Raw genomic sequence first — 14,945 nt, 5'->3', positions numbered from 1 at the left:
GCCGTGGTGTACGAAGCTTCCGGGCAACGTTATGAGCCAATGCCATACCGGGCGTGCGGTCGCAGCGGGCTGAAACTGCCTGCGATCTCGCTGGGCCTGTGGCACAACTTCGGTGACGACAAGCCGCTGGAGACACAGCGCGCGATCCTGCGCCGGGCGTTCGATCTCGGCGTCACCCATTTCGACCTGGCCAACAACTACGGCCCGCCGTACGGGTCGGCGGAGATCAACTTCGGCCGGGTCCTCGCTGAGGACTTCGGCCCATATCGGGACGAGTTGATCATCTCGACCAAAGCGGGCTGGGATATGTGGCCGGGCCCGTATGGGTTCGGCGGGTCACGAAAGTACCTGCTGGCGTCGCTGAACCAGTCACTCGGGCGCATGGGGCTGGACTACGTGGACATCTTTTATAGCCACCGGCCGGATCCGGATACACCCCTCGAGGAAACCATGGGTGCGCTCGATCAGGCAGTGCGGTCCGGAAAAGCCCTCTACGCAGGTATCTCGTCGTACAGTCCGTCGCTGACGCGGAAAGCCGCTGAGTTCATGCGCGACCTGGGCACACCGCTGCTGATTCACCAGCCGTCGTATTCGATGCTCAACCGCTGGGTGGAGCAGGGTGATCCGTCTTTGCTGGAAACGGCCCACGACGAAGGTCTCGGGGTGATTGCCTTCTCGCCGTTGGCGCAGGGTCTGCTGACTGACCGGTACCTGGGCGGGGTGCCTGCCGGTTCCCGAGCGGCGGCAGGCAAGAGCTTGTCTGAAAGCATGCTTTCCGAGGGAAACCTCGCGTACGTGCGGGCGCTCAACGAGATCGCGACTTCCCGGGGGCAATCATTGGCGCAGCTCGCGATCTCGTGGGTTCTCCGCAAGCAGGATCATTCAGTGACCTCAGCGCTAATTGGTGCCTCAAGTGTCGAACAGTTGGAGGACAGTCTCGCGTCGGTGCAGAACCTCGACTTCAGCGACGAAGAGATCGCTGCCATCGAGGCGCATGCCGTCGATGCGGGGATCAACCTGTGGGGCGGCGCCACCGCTTCTAAGGACTGATGTCTCGCTGAAACAGTGTCGATCTACCTCCGGTTTCCGGACGTAGATCGACACTATTTGCGTTGAGTCACTCCCAGCGGAGGAGTACGTCGCCGCCGGCGACAGTAGACGCCACGATGGACGCGGTGTCGGGCTTGCTGTCGAGGACAACGACCGGACAAATATCGTCATAGCCAGCCGCGATGATGGCTTCCGGCTCGAATGTGACGATGGGGTCACCGACGGAGACGCGGCTTTTCTCGGCAGCGAGAAGGGTGAAGCCTTCCCCTTTGAGCTGCACGGTATCAATGCCGATGTGGACGAGGACACCTACACCGTCGTCAGTGACGATGACGTATGCGTGTGGGTGGAGCTTGGCGATGGTCCCGCTGACGGGGGCAACGGCGGTGAGCTTCTCACCTGTGCGCTGCGGTTTGACCGCAGCACCTGAGCCGACGAGTTGCTGTGCGAAAACGGGGTCGGTCACGTCGCCGAGGGGAACGACTTGTCCGGGCAAGGGGCTGATGATGTCCATGTCAGCTCACAAAAGGTCGTCGATGTCTTCGGCAAGGTTCTCGGCTTCGGGGCCGACGACTACCTGCACGATCGTTCCTGCTTTCACTACGCCGTGCGCGCCCGCCGCTTTCAGCGCGCTGTCGTCGACCAGACTCGCGTCGTTAACTTCGGTGCGAAGCCGGGTGATGCACGCTTCGATTTCGACGATGTTGGTGGCGCCGCCGAGTGCGGTGAGGATGCTTTCAGCCTTGGACATGGTCACTCCCTGTTGTGTATGGCCCAGATCACTTGAATTCTGACCAACCTATTGACAACCGATGAGGCGATTGCTCATTCTGAAGTCATCAACAACTGGTCATAACCAGACAGTACCTGTCGCAACCAGAGTGGGCAAGACCACAATTTCAGTTTCCACCCGACACCCCAACTGAGGTTTCTCATGACCGCAACAACGCAAGGCGCAGATACGGCGCCCAAACAAAACCGGGCTCTCGCTGGCCTCCAGCGCATCGGCCGCAGCCTCATGCTGCCGATCGCCGCGCTGCCGGCCGCCGGTTTGCTCCTGCGCCTCGGCCAGGACGATCTTCTAGGACGATTCTCCGCACTCGAGATTCCAGCGAGCGTCATCTCCGCCGCTGGTGGTGCACTATTTTCCAATCTTGGTCTGATCTTCGCGGTGGGCATCGCGATCGGGTGGGCCAAGAAGGCAGACGGATCTACGGCACTGGCCGCGGTGGTCGGCTACATGGTCCTCATGGGGGTGTTCGAGGCGCTGTCGCCGGTCGTGCTCGACGGCCAGACCGAGCCTGGCGGCGGCCAGCTAATGATCAACTACGGTGTGCTTGCCGGTATCGTCACCGGCCTGCTCGCCGCAATCTTGTGGCAGCGCTTCTACCGGAAGACATTGCCTGACTACCTCGGGTTCTTCTCCGGACGCCGACTGGTGCCGATTATCACCGCAGTCGTCATGATGCTGGTCGGTGTCCTCATGGCCCTCATCTATCCACTGTTCAACAACGGGCTCACCTGGGTTGGTGAGACAGTCAACGAGAACAGCGTCATCGGCGGCGGTGTCTACGGCATGATCAACCGGCTGCTGATCCCGCTCGGCCTGCACCATGTCGTCAACTCCGTAGTCTGGTTCATCGTCGGTGAATATGACGGAGTCCGCGGCGACCTGCCCCGATTCTTCGCCGGAGACCCGGACGCGGGCATCTTCATGACCGGCTTCTTCCCGATCATGATGTTCGCTCTCCCCGCGGCGGCACTGGCAATCTGGCACGAAGCACGCCCGAAGCAGAAGAAGGTTGTCGGCGGCATCATGCTCTCCACCGGGCTGACCGCGTTCCTCACCGGCATCACGGAGCCGCTCGAGTACTCCTTCATGTTCATCGCGTGGCCCCTGTACCTGATGCACGCGTTCCTCACCGGCACGTCCCACGCGCTCGTCAACGCCCTCGAGATACGCGACGGTTTCACATTCTCCGCAGGCCTCTTCGACTTCGTCCTCAACTGGGGTAAAGCCACCACGCCCTGGCTGCTGATACCGATCGGCTTGATGTACGCCGTCATCTACTACGTGATGTTCCGGTTCGCGATCCGCAAGTGGAACCTCCGCACCCCAGGCCGGGACGACGAAAACGGCACCACGGCCGACTCTTCCGCCACCAAGTAAGCCCACACCAAAGGAAAGCACCTGAAATGATCACACGCACCGCAGTCATCGGATCCAGCGTCGGCCTCCACGCGCGTCCCGCAGCACAGTTCACCCGAGCCGCTGCGGACACGGGGCGCCCCGTCACCATCGCTGTCGAAGGCGGCGAGCCAGTAGATGCCACCAGCCTGCTCGCTGTCATGACACTCGGTGCCGGGCACCAGCAGGCCGTCATTCTTTCCACGGATGACTGCAGCGGCGCCGCGGAGGCACTCGATTCACTCGCCGCCCTGCTCAGCACCGATTTCGATTCCTGATTGGACCCTGCCACATGTTTACCGGAATCGGAGTAAGTTCTGGGAGCGCGGTCGCACCCGCCCTCCGCCTTGCACCGCCGATCACGACCAGCCCGCAAGACTCGGACAGGGGCCCCGCATCGGACACTGCGACCCAGCTTGCCCTGCTCCGCGGAGGCTTCACGAAGGCCGCGGACGCACTCAAGAGCGAGGCCGACCTCAGGGACGGTGAGGCACGTGACGTTCTCAACGTCGCGGCGCAGATAGCAGGCGACAGCGCCCTGCACGCGGCCGCGGAGAAACATGTGAACGCTGGCACGCCTGCGGCTCATGCGGTGACGCTGGCAGCCGCAGAGTTCGCGGCGATGTTCGAAAAACTGGGTGGTTACATGGCGGAACGCGCCGCCGATCTCCGTGGCGTGCGGGACCGCGTGGTCGCTCTCATCAAGGGTGTGGCAGCGCCAGGGGTCCCTCAGCCTGGCTACCCCTACGTCCTTGTGGCGAAAGACCTCACACCCGCGGATACCGCGACCCTTGGGGGCAGTGACGTCGTCGCGATCGTGACGGAGGAAGGCGGACCAACCAGCCACACCGCGATCCTTGCTCGGGCACTTGGCATACCCGCCGTCGTCGCTGCTAGCGGCGCTAGCGAACTCGACGACGGTACGGAACTCCTCGTCAACGGGGCGTCCGGAGTGGTTCTCGTGAACCCGTCTGCTGAGCAACGTCAGCGTGCGCTTTCCGCGAGCGCCGCATCGCTCGTCACCTCTGGCGCGGGCCGAACCCAGGACGGGCACCCGGTTGGTTTGCTCGCGAACATCGCCGGACCCGCTGACGGAGTCGCCGCACTCGAGGCTGACGCGGAAGGCGTGGGGCTATTCAGAACCGAGTTCGCTTTCCTGGACCGATCGACTGCTCCGACGTTCGACGAGCAGAAAGCCCTGTACACCGCGGTTCTCACGCAGTTTGCAGGCAAGAAAGTCGTCGCGCGAACGCTCGATGCGGGCGCCGACAAGCCGCTCCCGTTCCTGCCACTCGGAGCGGAGGAGAACCCGGCGCTCGGGGTCCGCGGCCTGCGGACTCGGGTGAGGTTCCCAGAACTGCTCGGGAACCAGCTGAAGGCGCTGGCCGCGGCGGGTGCGGAATCGAACGCTGACCTCTGGGTGATGGCGCCAATGGTTGCTACTTTCGACGAGGCCGCCGAGTTCACCGTGCTCGCTCGTGGCTACGGAATCCGCACGTGCGGGGCAATGATCGAGGTGCCGTCCGCGGCGCTCCGGGCTGGCGACATCCTCAGCGAAGCTGATTTCGTCAGTATCGGGACGAATGATCTGACGCAGTACACCCTCGCCGCGGACCGCATGCTTGGTGCGGTGGCACCACTTCTCGACCCGTGGCAGCCAGCTCTGCTCGACCTGGTGGCCCTGACAGTGAACGCATCTGACGGCAAGCCGGTAGGGGTATGTGGCGAAGCCGCCGCTGACCCGCTGCTGGCCCTCGTCTTCGCCGGACTCGGCGTCACAAGCCTGTCGATGGCTCCGCGCGCTATCGCCGGTGTCCGTACTGCCCTGCTGGGGGTGACTTTTGCGCAATGCCAACAAGTCGCGGAAGCAGCACGCAAGGCGCGCTCGGCGAGGGAGGCGCGCAGTGCGGTACGGGATCTGGTTCCCGCCGCGCTGGTAGCTGAACTGGGTCTCACGCAAGACGGTCTGGCATGACGGCGCTGCGCGGCCGGATCATCACCGGCACCGAGGTCATCGGCGATGGCGTCGTCGAGTTCGAAGGCGACACCATCACGTGGGTTGGGCATACCCGGGACTTCACTGGCGACGCGACGGAAACGGGTGCCACGCTCATTCCCGGTTTCGTCGATGTGCACTGCCATGGTGGTGGCGGCGCCGGATTCACGGGCGACCCCACTGCCGCTCGCACAGCGGTGCGGTACCACCGAGCACGCGGTACGACGACGCAGCTCGCAAGTCTTGTCTCCGCACCGGGGGAGGTGCTGGAGAGCCAGGTCCAGAACCTGGCTCCACTCGTCCACGCTGGAGATCTCGCCGGAATCCACCTGGAAGGGCCATTCTTGTCCGCCGCGAAGTGCGGGGCACAGGACCCAGCGGCGATCGTTCCCGGGGACCCTGCCCTGCTGAGTCGCGTGCTTGATGCCGGCGAGGGAGTGGTGCGCAGCCAGACCCTCGCGCCTGAAACCGCCAACTTCCGCCAGTTGACGCACCTGCTGCGCAGCCACGATGCGGTGCCGTGCCTCGGTCACACCTCAGCGGACGCCGCGACAGCCCGCGCGGCGATGCTCACCTCCCCAGGGAAGTGGTGCGCCACCCACCTGTTCAATGCGATGCCGCCGCTGCTGCATCGTGAACCAGGACCGGTTGCCGCGTGCCTGAGCGCCGCAGCCGCTGGCGACATGGTCGTTGAACTCATCGCCGATGGCGTGCACCTCGCGCCCGACACAGTGCGCATGGTGTTCGATCTGGTAGGCCCCAGTCAGATCGCACTCGTCACGGACGCGATGGCCGCAGCCGGTATGGCTGACGGTGACTACATGCTCGGCGCGCTCGACGTCAGGGTCGACGGGGGAGTGGCGCGGCTGCGTGAGGCCGAGCATTGCGGCGCGGATGGCAAGCTTCCAATTGCCGGGGGGACGGCCAGCATGATCGACATCCTCAAACACACCGTTGCCGCTGGTGTTGACCTCCTCAGTGCGGTGCAGGCCGCGACCGTCACCCCAGCCCGGCTCATTGGCGCTTACGCTGGAAGTATCGCTGCTCGATACCCCGCCAATATCGTCGCTTTGGACGATCACCTCGAACCGCGCAGCGTGTGGTTCAGGGGTCAGGAAATCGGGACCCGGACGATCTCCGGTGGCCCACGCCCCGCTCCCAGCCACCCATAACGGAGAGCCCTTCATGGAAATAAGAATTGAAGCCCACGTCGCTCACGTCGCCGTCTCAGCGGCCGATGTGCTTGAAAGCTACGTCCGGTCCGGCCCCGTAACATTGGGGCTTGCTACCGGCTCCACACCGGTGCCCACGTACCGGGAACTCATCCGCCGGCATCGCGAAGAAGGCCTGAGCTTCGCCCGCTCGCGCGCCTTCCTGCTCGACGAATACGTGGGGCTCGCGCGCAGTCATCCCGAGTCGTATTACTCGGTCATCCGTTCCGAATTCGTCTCGCACGTCGACCTCGCTGACACAGCTGTCCAGTCTCCGGCGGGTCAGGCAGCAGATCCCGAGCAGGAGGCTGCCCGCTACGAGGCTGCGATCCGGAGCGCAGGAGGTGTCGACGTACAAGTGCTTGGTATCGGCAGCAACGGACATATCGGTTTCAACGAGCCGGGCGAACACCTTGACTCCCGAACACATGTCGGCCTCCTCGCGGAGCAGACGCGCACCGACAATGCCCGCTTCTTCGAATCGATTGACGACGTACCACGGCGCTGCATCACGCAGGGGCTTGGGACGATCCGTGAAGCCCGGCATCTCCTGCTCATCGCCACTGGCGCAGCGAAGGCGGATGCTTTGGCTGCGGCGCTGCACGGCCCCGTCACATCGGACTGTCCAGCTTCGGTGCTGCAGTTGCACGATCATGTCACCGTGATCGCGGACAAAGCGGCTGCGAGCAGGCTGCAACGCGCAGGGTGTGGGGCCGCGTAGGCGTTGCCGGTCCGGGAAAGCTAGTGCAGGACAAATGATGCGAGGACGTGGTCCAGTGCCTCGAAGTCCCTCTCGTCGTTGATCTGGATCTGCACACCGATGACGGCGCTGCGGTCTTCGGGCATCACGCTCACGATGATGTACACCGCGCCGGTGCCACCGCACTCTTCGAACATGTCGTACACGCCCGAGTAGAGGGGATCGGAGTAGTCGAAACGTCCCGTATAGTCGCAGACCTGGTCGAAGTTCTCAGACAGACGATCCAGGTAGGACGCTTCGTCGTAGGAACTCGCGAGGTCGGCTGACGCTGTGACGATCACTCCCGGAGTGTCCCAGCTGTTGGTGAACGACTCGAGATCACTCGAAGCCCGAACATCAATGAACTCCGCACCATCCCGGGAGAACGGGGTGCCATCGACGTCCGACCATTCAGCGGGCACCTCGACGGTGATCGCACCGGACTCGTCGGCGATCGTCACGAAACTCGAGTACGAGGAGGCGGAACCGGTGCTGACCTCGTCGGCGAGTTCGTCCGCGAACGAGAACTTCTGTTCGAGCGGACTCCCTCCGAGTTGTCCCGCCAGGACTTCGCCGTTCGCGAATCGGACGACCTCGATGGCCATCACGTCGTCGGCGGAGCGACTGCGCAGAATGTCGCAGAAGTCGGCCATCGTGCCGTCAGTGGCGAGTTCGAGCCGCTCGAGGTGGGTGATAATGTCGCCCGGTTCGATACCTGCTTCTGCTGCGACCGAACCCGATGCGACAGCAGCCACCCAGACGCCATTGAGGCCCGCACCGTCCGTCACAGCCTGACCGTTGATGCCGATGGATGTGACATTCTCACCTGCACGGAGCCGGTCGATCAGCGGCCTCGCCTCCGATGGGTTGATGGCGAAATACTGGCGAGCGTCATGATTGCCCGCGTAGTTCACCCCAACGACCTTTCCGTCTGCCGTAACCAGCGGGCCACCGGAATTCCCGGGGTTGATCGTCGCGTCGTGCTCGATGACAGAATCGACGGAAGCCCAATCGGTGTCGCCATCGGCCCGTGCTTTGGAAATGATCCCGCGGGTCAGTGTGAATTCTGGATCACCCAGCGGGTAGCCGGCGGTGTACACGTCGAGTCCGACGTTAGCCTCACCGTCATGCCAGTCGAGGGAAGGGAAACCCTCGCCTTCCACATCGATGACGGCAAGGTCGGAGCACTCGGAGTAGCCGAGGACGCGGGCGTTGCGCGGCTGGTCCTCACCATCGACGTACACGCGCAGCAGTGCGGCGCCAGTGACGACGTGATTGTTGGTGACGACGATGCCGCTGGGGTCGATGATGAAGCCGGATCCGCTGCCTGCGGCATTGAGCTGCAAACCGACCTCAGGATCGACGAAGGTACCTTCAGCGACGATCCGGACAGTCGCGGGCCGGACCCCGTCGAGGCTGCTCTGCGTTGTTGAGCCGGTGTTTCCGTTGCCGTTGGACTCCGGCTCGCTGCCGCATCCGGCAAGCACCAGAAGTGCGACCGTCACTATTCCGAGCACCGCTCGCGAATAACCGCCACCACATGGACGCAGATTAACCCCAGCCATCAGGTCCTACCTTTCACGGTGAACACGATGATGGTGGGGCGTCATCCGCCCGGCCATCTAGGAAGATCGTACTCCGCGCCGGGGCGTCACAGGTTACATTTTCACGCCTTTAAGTCACGGCCTGTTAATGGTTTTCACCTCGACGTATGGAGCACCAGCCGGGGCCGTCAGCTCAGGCGCTCGAGGATGATCGCCATGCCTTGCCCACCCCCAACGCACATGGTTTCGAGGCCGAACTGCTTGTCATGGGACTGCAGGTTGTTGATCAGCGTGGTGGTGATGCGAGCGCCCGTCATGCCGAATGGATGGCCGAGTGCGATAGCGCCACCGGAAACGTTGAGCTTTTCTTCGTCGATCCCGAGTTCCCGGGCCGAACCGAGTACCTGAACGGCGAAGGCTTCGTTGATTTCGACGAGGTCGATGTCGGAGAGCGTCATCTCCGCCGTGGCAAGCGCACGCTTGGTGGACTCGATGGGGCCGAGTCCCATGATCTCGGGCGACAGCCCGGACACCCCGGTGGCGACAATCCGGGCAAGCGGCGTCAGTCCGAGCGTTCGTGCCTTGGTGTCGCTCATGATGACGAGTGCGGCAGCGCCATCGTTGAGCGGGCACGCGTTGCCCGCGGTGACGGTCCCATCAGGCCGGAAAACGGGCTTCAGCTGGCTGATGCCCTCGTACGTGGTTCCGGGGCGTGGGCCGTCGTCCGTGGTGACCTTGGAGCCGTCGGGAAGCGTGACTGGGGTGATTTCTCGCTCGAAGAAACCCGAATTGATCGCAGCTTCAGCGCGGTTCTGGGACCGCACGCCCCAGCGGTCTTGCTCTTCCCGGGAAATGCCGGTCAGCTGTGCGACGTTCTCCGCGGTCTGCCCCATGGCGATGTAGGCATCGGGCAGCAGCCCATCTTCGCGAGGATCGTGCCAGGTGACCCCGCCCTGGGCGGTGACGGCTGTTCGCTCCTCGGCCTCAGCGAACAGCGGGTTCTTCGTGTTGGGCAAGGAGTCAGAGTTGCCATGTATGAAGCTCGATACGCTCTCCACTCCAGCGGAAATGAAGACGTCACCCTCGCCCGCCTTGATAGCGTGCAGCGCCATCCTGGTGGTTTGCACCGATGATGCGCAGTAGCGAGTAATTGTCGTTCCTGGCAAGAAGTCGTGGCCCAGCATGACGGCGACCTTGCGGGCCATGTTGAAGCCCTGCTGCCCGCCAGGAAGTCCGCAGCCGAGGATGAGGTCGTCGATCTCTGTGGGATCGAGTTCGGGAACCTTGGCGAGCGCGGCGCCGACCATCTGGGTAGCGAGATCGTCGGGCCGGATCTCTTTGAGCGAGCCCTTCATTGCGCGCCCAATAGGGGATCGGGCGGCAGCGACGATGACGGCCTCAGGCATGAGAACTCCTCTGTTTACCAACTGGCGGAATCTGGATAGTGCCTCATACCAGACTAGTCTGGATTAATTGCTGCGCCGCGAAATTTTCGGCCACTCTCATCCGCCGAATTCCCGTGCGGTCCGTGGTGTGTCAGGGAGTTCGCGGTCGAGTGAAGCACGGTAGGCGATGCACCCGCGCATGAATTGCGGCCACTCCGGAACCTCGAGTTCGGATGCCCATCTCATCAACATCGTCATCCGTGTCCATCACCCAATTCTGCCAACTTCTGGGGGTGTGCAGCACCCGTTAGTCAGGGAATGGCGACTTCTTGTGTCTGCGGTGCTCCTGGGCGACACGCGTCAGTCTCGCGGCGGGATCGTCGCCAAACGGACTCGGGGCGGGCTGCGCCGGGGTGGCCAGTTGCGGCGGGTTGCGATGCCGGAACCACAAGCGGTTCATCGCATTCCAAAGCCGAACTGTCGGGCGGCGGGCTTCAGCCGCAACCGACACCTCCGGCAAATCCTCGAGAGGGCCGCCCTTCCACACACCGAGCGCGGTGCAAAGCACGGGCAGAATGTTCTCCGCGGCTAGCTCATAACCAGCGGGCGACGGATGGAAGCGGTCGGACGAAAACAGGCGGTCAGGGGCTTCGAGGAACTCGGGCGTCAGCAGGTCCGCAAGCGGCACCGCGTGCCCGCCTTCCAGTTCCGTCACGTCAGACTGTGCGCGAGCGAGCCGCAAGCCCCAGCGGCGGATCACAAAGCGCAGCGGCTGCGGGATCTCACTGACGATGCCGAAATCGGGGCAGGTGCCTACGACCACGATCACGCCGTGCTCCTTCAGGCGCCGCACCGCCTCCCGGAGGCGGCCGGCAGCCCTTCGCACGGATTGGCGCGCGGTCACATCATTGGCTCCGACAAGGATCACTGCGGCATCTGGCGGGCTGCCCGCAATGAGCGCCGCGTCGACCTGCCCCTTCAAACCTTTGGAAGTAGCACCGCTGATCGCTTTGGTGCTCAGCCGCACGCGCTTGCCGGATTCCTCCGCGAGACCGCGGGCCAGGCGAACGCCAGGGGTCTCGTCCGCGAAGGTCGCTCCAAGCCCGGCTGCGGTGGAGTCGCCGAAGATCATCAGGTGAATATCCGCGTTGCGGGTCTGGCTCCAGCGCTCTGGCCGTCCGCCATCCGGGTGGTACACACCGTCAGCTTCCGGCGGGAAAGGCGGCAGTTTGCCGATACGCCCGCGAGCTGTGCGGGCCTGTGCAGCGAGGAAATTGTAGGTGGCCCAGCTTGCGGCGCCAGCCGAGGTGGCACCGATGACCGCAGCCGCAGCCGCGCGGGCAGCCACATGCCCTCGAGAATCGGAAAGCCTGGTCCGCGACGGCAGTAGCGGGTGAGGTCCAGCCACACCCTCACCTCCCTCACAGCGTCACCAACAAGGCGCCTAGCCCACCCAAATTTATACCGCTGTCCTGGTTCTCGCGCCTCCAGAGTGGGTGGTGTTGGACCGCGATGCGTACATGTTGCGCAACATCTGGAACGATGGAGGTATGCGCATTGCAGAACACGTGGTCGACCTCATCGGCAACACGCCGCTGGTGAAGCTGAACTCAGTGGCCGATGGTATCCCCGGCATCGTCGCTGCGAAGATTGAATACCTCAATCCTGGCGGCAGCTCTAAGGACCGCATCGCCCTGAAGATGGTGGAAGCGGCGGAAAAAGAGGGCAAGTTGAAGCCGGGCGGCACCATCGTGGAGCCCACGTCGGGCAACACGGGAGTGGGGCTCGCCCTGGTCGCGCAGCAGCGCGGCTACAAATGTGTCTTTGTCTGCCCCGACAAGGTCAGCGAGGACAAGCGCAATGTTCTGCGTGCCTATGGTGCCGAGGTTGTGGTCTGTCCCACCGCGGTCCCGCCGGACCACCCGGATAGCTACTACAGCGTTTCCGACCGGCTGACTGATGAGATTCCGGGCGGTTGGAAGCCGGACCAGTACTCGAACCTGAACGGCCCGGATAGCCACTACGAAACGACGGGTCCTGAAATCTGGCGGGATACCGAAGGCAAGGTCACGCATTTCGTTGCCGGCGTCGGTACGGGCGGAACGATCACGGGTACGGGTCGCTACCTCAAAGAGGTGTCCAACGGCGCCGTGAAGATCATCGGCGTGGACCCGGAAGGCTCTGTGTATTCGGGTGGCAGCGGTCGGCCGTACCTTGTAGAAGGCGTCGGGGAAGACTTTTGGCCGAGTGCCTATGATCCTGCGATTCCCGACGAGATCATTGCGGTATCGGATGCCGACTCCTTTGAGATGACGCGTCGACTCGCACGCGAAGATGGACTGCTGGTGGGTGGCTCTTGCGGTATGGCCGTCGTCGGTGCGTTGGAGGTGGCACGCCGCGATGGCCCAGACGCCGTTGTCGTGGTTCTGTTGCCCGATGGTGGCCGCGGCTACATGTCGAAGATCTTCAACGACGCGTGGATGTCCTCGTATGGGTTCCTGCGGACCAGGCTCGACGGCTCGACCGCGGCTTCGACTGTCGGTGACGTGCTGCGTGGCAAGTCGGGCAAGCTGCCTGACCTCGTACACACGCATCCACAGGAGACTTTGCGCGACGCGATCGAGATCATGCGTGAGTACGACGTTTCCCAGATGCCTGTTGTGGGTGCCGAACCGCCGATCATGGCCGGGGAAGTGCGTGGCAGTATCAACGAACGGGACCTTCTCGGCGCGGTTTTCGAGGGCCGGGCACACCTCGCGGATCCAGTCAGCAAGGTGATGAGCGACGCGCTGCCGCTGATCGGTACAGGTGAAACCGTTGAGGACGCCCAGAAGGCGCTCGCGGACACGGATGCGTTGATGGTGGTCGAAGACGGGAAGCCAATCGGCGTGATCACACGCCACGATCTGCTCGTGTTCTACAGCTCGGGCCGCGCCTGACGTCTACTCGCAGAATCCGCCACAGATACCCGAGATTTCCTTAGGAAACATCGTGAGGAAATCCGAAGTATCTGTGGCGGATCTGTGTGCGCTCGGACCTGGCGCCCTCAGTCCCTAATCAGGCGCACCGCTCCGGGGCCTTCGGTGGCGAGTTCGTCGCCGGGGTTGAACAAACGGCACCGCTGCAAGCTGAGGCAGCCGCAGCCGATACAGCCATCGAGGCGGTCTCGGAGACGCTCGATCTGACGGATTTGCGTGTCGAGGCGTTGCCGCCAGTGCCGCGAGAGACGGGCCCAGTCTGCGCGTGTCGGCGTACGTTCGCATGGGAGTTCCGCGAGGGCGTCGCCTATCTCTGTGAGATCGAGGCCGACCTGCTGCGCAGTCCGGACAAACGCCACCCGGCGAAGAGTGGAGCGTGCGTATCTCCGCTGGTTGCCAGAAGTCCGCTCGGAACGGATGAGCCCGAGCGATTCGTAGTAGCGCAATGCTGACGCCGCGACACCGGACCGCTCCGAGAGCTCTCCAATCGTCAGCGAATGCTCGTGTCTGCCCATACGATCCAGAATAACCGCTGACTTCGAGTGAACTTGAAGTTGCTGCACAGACGTTGCGGGAACTGAGACAAGCGTTGGGCGTGGATCGGGGAGTTCCGCGCCTGGTAGCAGAGGCGAAACTCCCCAACTCTGTATGCGGCAGGTCAGCGTCTGAATGCCCCGCGAATAGCACTTGGGGTGCGGTGCCAATTCGCGCGAACCATCAGTACGAGGACCACACCCAGCACCGCCGGTATCAGCGCGAAGTAAGCCGGGTGTTCGTCGAGGAGATGGACGAAAGTGGCACCTGCCATGATGACTGCCAGGCCCGCCGCCGCGAGTGCGGCAAGTGCCGGAATTAGGAGGCCGATTCCACCCGCGACCTCGGCGGCACCAATGAAGTAGCGGAACCATTGGCCCCATCCGAGTTCTTCGAACCCTTCGACTTGTTCTGGATCACCGGCCAACTTCACCGCCCCCGAGTACGCGAAAAGGGCGCCGAAGAGAATGCTGAGGGCCCAGCGTCCGGTAGTCCGAAGGGGATGAGGTGTGGTTGCGGGTTCTCGTACCAGCGTGCTTTGACTCATGACTGCTCCTTGTGTGTGAGGCTCGGTAGCACGTGGGTCGATTGATGCGGCCGCACATCGACGTGTCGATGAAAGAAGCTGTCGTCTGTTCCTTCCGACGAGATCAAACGTAAAACTTCAAGCTAACTTGAGGTCAATGAGGTGTGTCGGTTGTCACACCTCGTCATCCGAACCTCCGGGCGAGGAGGCACGTCCAGGCATGGGGTCCGGCGCCGCCTTCGAACTCGCTCACCGCGCCAAAATCGCCCGGCAGGGCGGCGCTGAGGTGGCCATGCGGAACTCTCCACCGTGATCCCGCCACGGGAGAAGCTAGCGCTTGCCAGCCGAGCGCGCCGTCCGGGGCGACAGCGTTGCACGCGTGCTCAAATGCGGCGGCGTCCCAGAAGAACGTCGCGAGGACTATCGCGAAGTGCCGAGGCGTGAAGGAGTGGGCGGCGGCGTCCGCTTCCACGAATTCTATAAAGTCAGTGACTCCGAGCCGCGCAGCTTCAGCCGCAAGGTGATTGAGTGCAACGTCAGAAACATCGACAGCGACAACTCGGCGCCCCTCGCGAGCGAACTCGAGTGCGGAGCCGGAAGTGCCACAGGCGATTTCGAGCACCGGTCCGTCAGGTGGGTTGATGGCGCGCAACTGGCTGACGAGGGGTGAAACTCTAAAGGAGGGTGCCTGCAGAGAATGCCGCCGATTCCACCGCTCCTGATCGGGGCTTGCGCTCATGGCGCCTGCGGAGGTGTTGGACTCACAATCGACAGGATAGACGGGGATAGCAGCG

At 63.4% G+C, this 14,945-nt stretch carries 16 protein-coding genes; 7 read left to right on the top strand and 9 right to left on the bottom strand.

Annotated elements, in window-relative coordinates:
• Nucleotides 1-3: 3 nt before the first annotated feature.
• Entirely contained in the window at nucleotides 4-1,050 is a 1,047-nt protein-coding gene (gene mgrA / locus AS9A_RS16550; protein ID WP_041451164.1) for an L-glyceraldehyde 3-phosphate reductase, read from the top strand.
• 67 nt (nucleotides 1,051-1,117) lie between these two features.
• On the opposite strand, the gene AS9A_RS16545 is transcribed toward mgrA, so the two are convergent.
• Nucleotides 1,118-1,564, bottom strand: coding sequence for a PTS sugar transporter subunit IIA (locus AS9A_RS16545; protein WP_013808245.1), 447 nt, complete (start codon nucleotides 1,562-1,564; stop codon nucleotides 1,118-1,120).
• Between the two features lie 6 nt (nucleotides 1,565-1,570).
• Nucleotides 1,571-1,807, bottom strand: coding sequence for a PTS glucose/sucrose transporter subunit IIB (locus AS9A_RS16540; RefSeq protein ID WP_272942021.1), 237 nt, complete (start codon nucleotides 1,805-1,807; stop codon nucleotides 1,571-1,573).
• Nucleotides 1,808-1,984: 177 nt separating this feature from the next.
• Between AS9A_RS16540 and AS9A_RS16535 the strand changes: the two genes are divergently transcribed.
• From AS9A_RS16535 to nagB, 5 genes are read left to right on the top strand one after another with little or no spacing between them, the layout of a single operon-like run.
• A complete protein-coding gene (locus AS9A_RS16535; RefSeq protein WP_013808243.1) occupies nucleotides 1,985-3,220 on the top strand; it encodes a PTS transporter subunit EIIC in 1,236 nt (411 codons plus the stop codon).
• Nucleotides 3,221-3,246: 26 nt separating this feature from the next.
• Entirely contained in the window at nucleotides 3,247-3,516 is a 270-nt protein-coding gene (locus AS9A_RS16530; RefSeq protein ID WP_013808242.1) for an HPr family phosphocarrier protein, read from the top strand.
• A gap of 14 nt (nucleotides 3,517-3,530) precedes the next feature.
• Nucleotides 3,531-5,213: a phosphoenolpyruvate--protein phosphotransferase gene (gene ptsP / locus AS9A_RS16525; RefSeq protein ID WP_013808241.1), complete on the top strand. Its 1,683-nt coding sequence runs from the start codon at nucleotides 3,531-3,533 to the stop codon at nucleotides 5,211-5,213.
• Complete coding sequence (locus AS9A_RS16520; protein WP_013808240.1) at nucleotides 5,210-6,406, top strand: N-acetylglucosamine-6-phosphate deacetylase; 1,197 nt, start codon at nucleotides 5,210-5,212, stop codon at nucleotides 6,404-6,406. Before ptsP ends, AS9A_RS16520 begins: the two co-directional genes overlap by 4 nt.
• Nucleotides 6,407-6,419: 13 nt before the next feature.
• Nucleotides 6,420-7,166: a glucosamine-6-phosphate deaminase gene (gene nagB / locus AS9A_RS16515; RefSeq protein ID WP_013808239.1), complete on the top strand. Its 747-nt coding sequence runs from the start codon at nucleotides 6,420-6,422 to the stop codon at nucleotides 7,164-7,166.
• Between the two features lie 20 nt (nucleotides 7,167-7,186).
• Here the strand turns inward: nagB and AS9A_RS16510 are convergent, their stop codons facing one another.
• From AS9A_RS16510 to AS9A_RS16500, 4 genes are all read right to left on the bottom strand, one after another.
• Complete coding sequence (locus AS9A_RS16510) at nucleotides 7,187-8,749, bottom strand: S1C family serine protease (RefSeq protein WP_013808238.1); 1,563 nt, start codon at nucleotides 8,747-8,749, stop codon at nucleotides 7,187-7,189.
• 167 nt (nucleotides 8,750-8,916) lie between these two features.
• Nucleotides 8,917-10,134 (bottom strand): acetyl-CoA C-acetyltransferase, encoded by a 1,218-nt coding sequence (locus AS9A_RS16505; RefSeq protein ID WP_013808237.1) that lies wholly within the window; start codon nucleotides 10,132-10,134, stop codon nucleotides 8,917-8,919.
• Nucleotides 10,135-10,230: 96 nt separating this feature from the next.
• Complete coding sequence (locus tag AS9A_RS24195) at nucleotides 10,231-10,371, bottom strand: hypothetical protein (protein ID WP_013808236.1); 141 nt, start codon at nucleotides 10,369-10,371, stop codon at nucleotides 10,231-10,233.
• 49 nt (nucleotides 10,372-10,420) lie between these two features.
• The gene (locus AS9A_RS16500) at nucleotides 10,421-11,500 is read right to left on the bottom strand and encodes an SGNH/GDSL hydrolase family protein (RefSeq protein ID WP_041452102.1); all 1,080 of its coding nucleotides are present in this window, start codon (nucleotides 11,498-11,500) and stop codon (nucleotides 10,421-10,423) included.
• A gap of 163 nt (nucleotides 11,501-11,663) precedes the next feature.
• On the opposite strand from AS9A_RS16500, the gene AS9A_RS16495 reads away from it, so the two are divergent.
• Complete coding sequence (locus AS9A_RS16495) at nucleotides 11,664-13,052, top strand: cystathionine beta-synthase (protein ID WP_041452101.1); 1,389 nt, start codon at nucleotides 11,664-11,666, stop codon at nucleotides 13,050-13,052.
• 107 nt (nucleotides 13,053-13,159) lie between these two features.
• Here the strand turns inward: AS9A_RS16495 and soxR are convergent, their stop codons facing one another.
• The 3 genes from soxR to AS9A_RS16480 all read right to left on the bottom strand — a co-directional run bounded on the left by soxR (nucleotide 13,160) and on the right by AS9A_RS16480 (nucleotide 14,890).
• Complete coding sequence (gene soxR, locus AS9A_RS16490; RefSeq protein ID WP_041451163.1) at nucleotides 13,160-13,606, bottom strand: redox-sensitive transcriptional activator SoxR; 447 nt, start codon at nucleotides 13,604-13,606, stop codon at nucleotides 13,160-13,162.
• A 143-nt stretch (nucleotides 13,607-13,749) separates the two neighbouring features.
• Complete coding sequence (locus AS9A_RS16485) at nucleotides 13,750-14,172, bottom strand: DoxX family protein (RefSeq protein ID WP_013808232.1); 423 nt, start codon at nucleotides 14,170-14,172, stop codon at nucleotides 13,750-13,752.
• Between the two features lie 163 nt (nucleotides 14,173-14,335).
• A complete protein-coding gene (locus AS9A_RS16480; RefSeq protein WP_013808231.1) occupies nucleotides 14,336-14,890 on the bottom strand; it encodes a class I SAM-dependent methyltransferase in 555 nt (184 codons plus the stop codon).
• Nucleotides 14,891-14,945: the final 55 nt, after the last annotated feature.

Origin of the sequence: Hoyosella subflava DQS3-9A1, assembly GCF_000214175.1 — a bacterium.
Lineage (GTDB): Bacteria > Actinomycetota > Actinomycetes > Mycobacteriales > Mycobacteriaceae > Hoyosella > Hoyosella subflava.
The sequence above is the reverse complement of the archived record's forward strand: the minus strand, read 5'-3'. Positions and strand labels throughout refer to the sequence as shown.

Bases quoted from the DNA above. Each gene is read 5' to 3' on its own strand.
- AS9A_RS16545 (WP_013808245.1), bottom strand. From the start codon at position 1,564: ATGGACATCATCAGCCCCTTGCCCGGACAAGTCGTTCCCCTCGGCGAC.
- AS9A_RS16535 (WP_013808243.1), top strand. From the start codon at position 1,985: ATGACCGCAACAACGCAAGGCGCAGATACGGCGCCCAAACAAAACCGG.
- AS9A_RS16530 (WP_013808242.1), top strand. From the start codon at position 3,247: ATGATCACACGCACCGCAGTCATCGGATCCAGCGTCGGCCTCCACGCG.
- ptsP (WP_013808241.1), top strand. From the start codon at position 3,531: ATGTTTACCGGAATCGGAGTAAGTTCTGGGAGCGCGGTCGCACCCGCC.
- AS9A_RS16520 (WP_013808240.1), top strand. From the start codon at position 5,210: ATGACGGCGCTGCGCGGCCGGATCATCACCGGCACCGAGGTCATCGGC.
- nagB (WP_013808239.1), top strand. From the start codon at position 6,420: ATGGAAATAAGAATTGAAGCCCACGTCGCTCACGTCGCCGTCTCAGCG.
- AS9A_RS16510 (WP_013808238.1), bottom strand. From the start codon at position 8,749: ATGGCTGGGGTTAATCTGCGTCCATGTGGTGGCGGTTATTCGCGAGCG.
- AS9A_RS16505 (WP_013808237.1), bottom strand. From the start codon at position 10,134: ATGCCTGAGGCCGTCATCGTCGCTGCCGCCCGATCCCCTATTGGGCGC.
- AS9A_RS24195 (WP_013808236.1), bottom strand. From the start codon at position 10,371: ATGACGATGTTGATGAGATGGGCATCCGAACTCGAGGTTCCGGAGTGG.
- AS9A_RS16495 (WP_041452101.1), top strand. From the start codon at position 11,664: ATGCGCATTGCAGAACACGTGGTCGACCTCATCGGCAACACGCCGCTG.
- soxR (WP_041451163.1), bottom strand. From the start codon at position 13,606: ATGGGCAGACACGAGCATTCGCTGACGATTGGAGAGCTCTCGGAGCGG.
- AS9A_RS16485 (WP_013808232.1), bottom strand. From the start codon at position 14,172: ATGAGTCAAAGCACGCTGGTACGAGAACCCGCAACCACACCTCATCCC.
- AS9A_RS16480 (WP_013808231.1), bottom strand. From the start codon at position 14,890: ATGAGCGCAAGCCCCGATCAGGAGCGGTGGAATCGGCGGCATTCTCTG.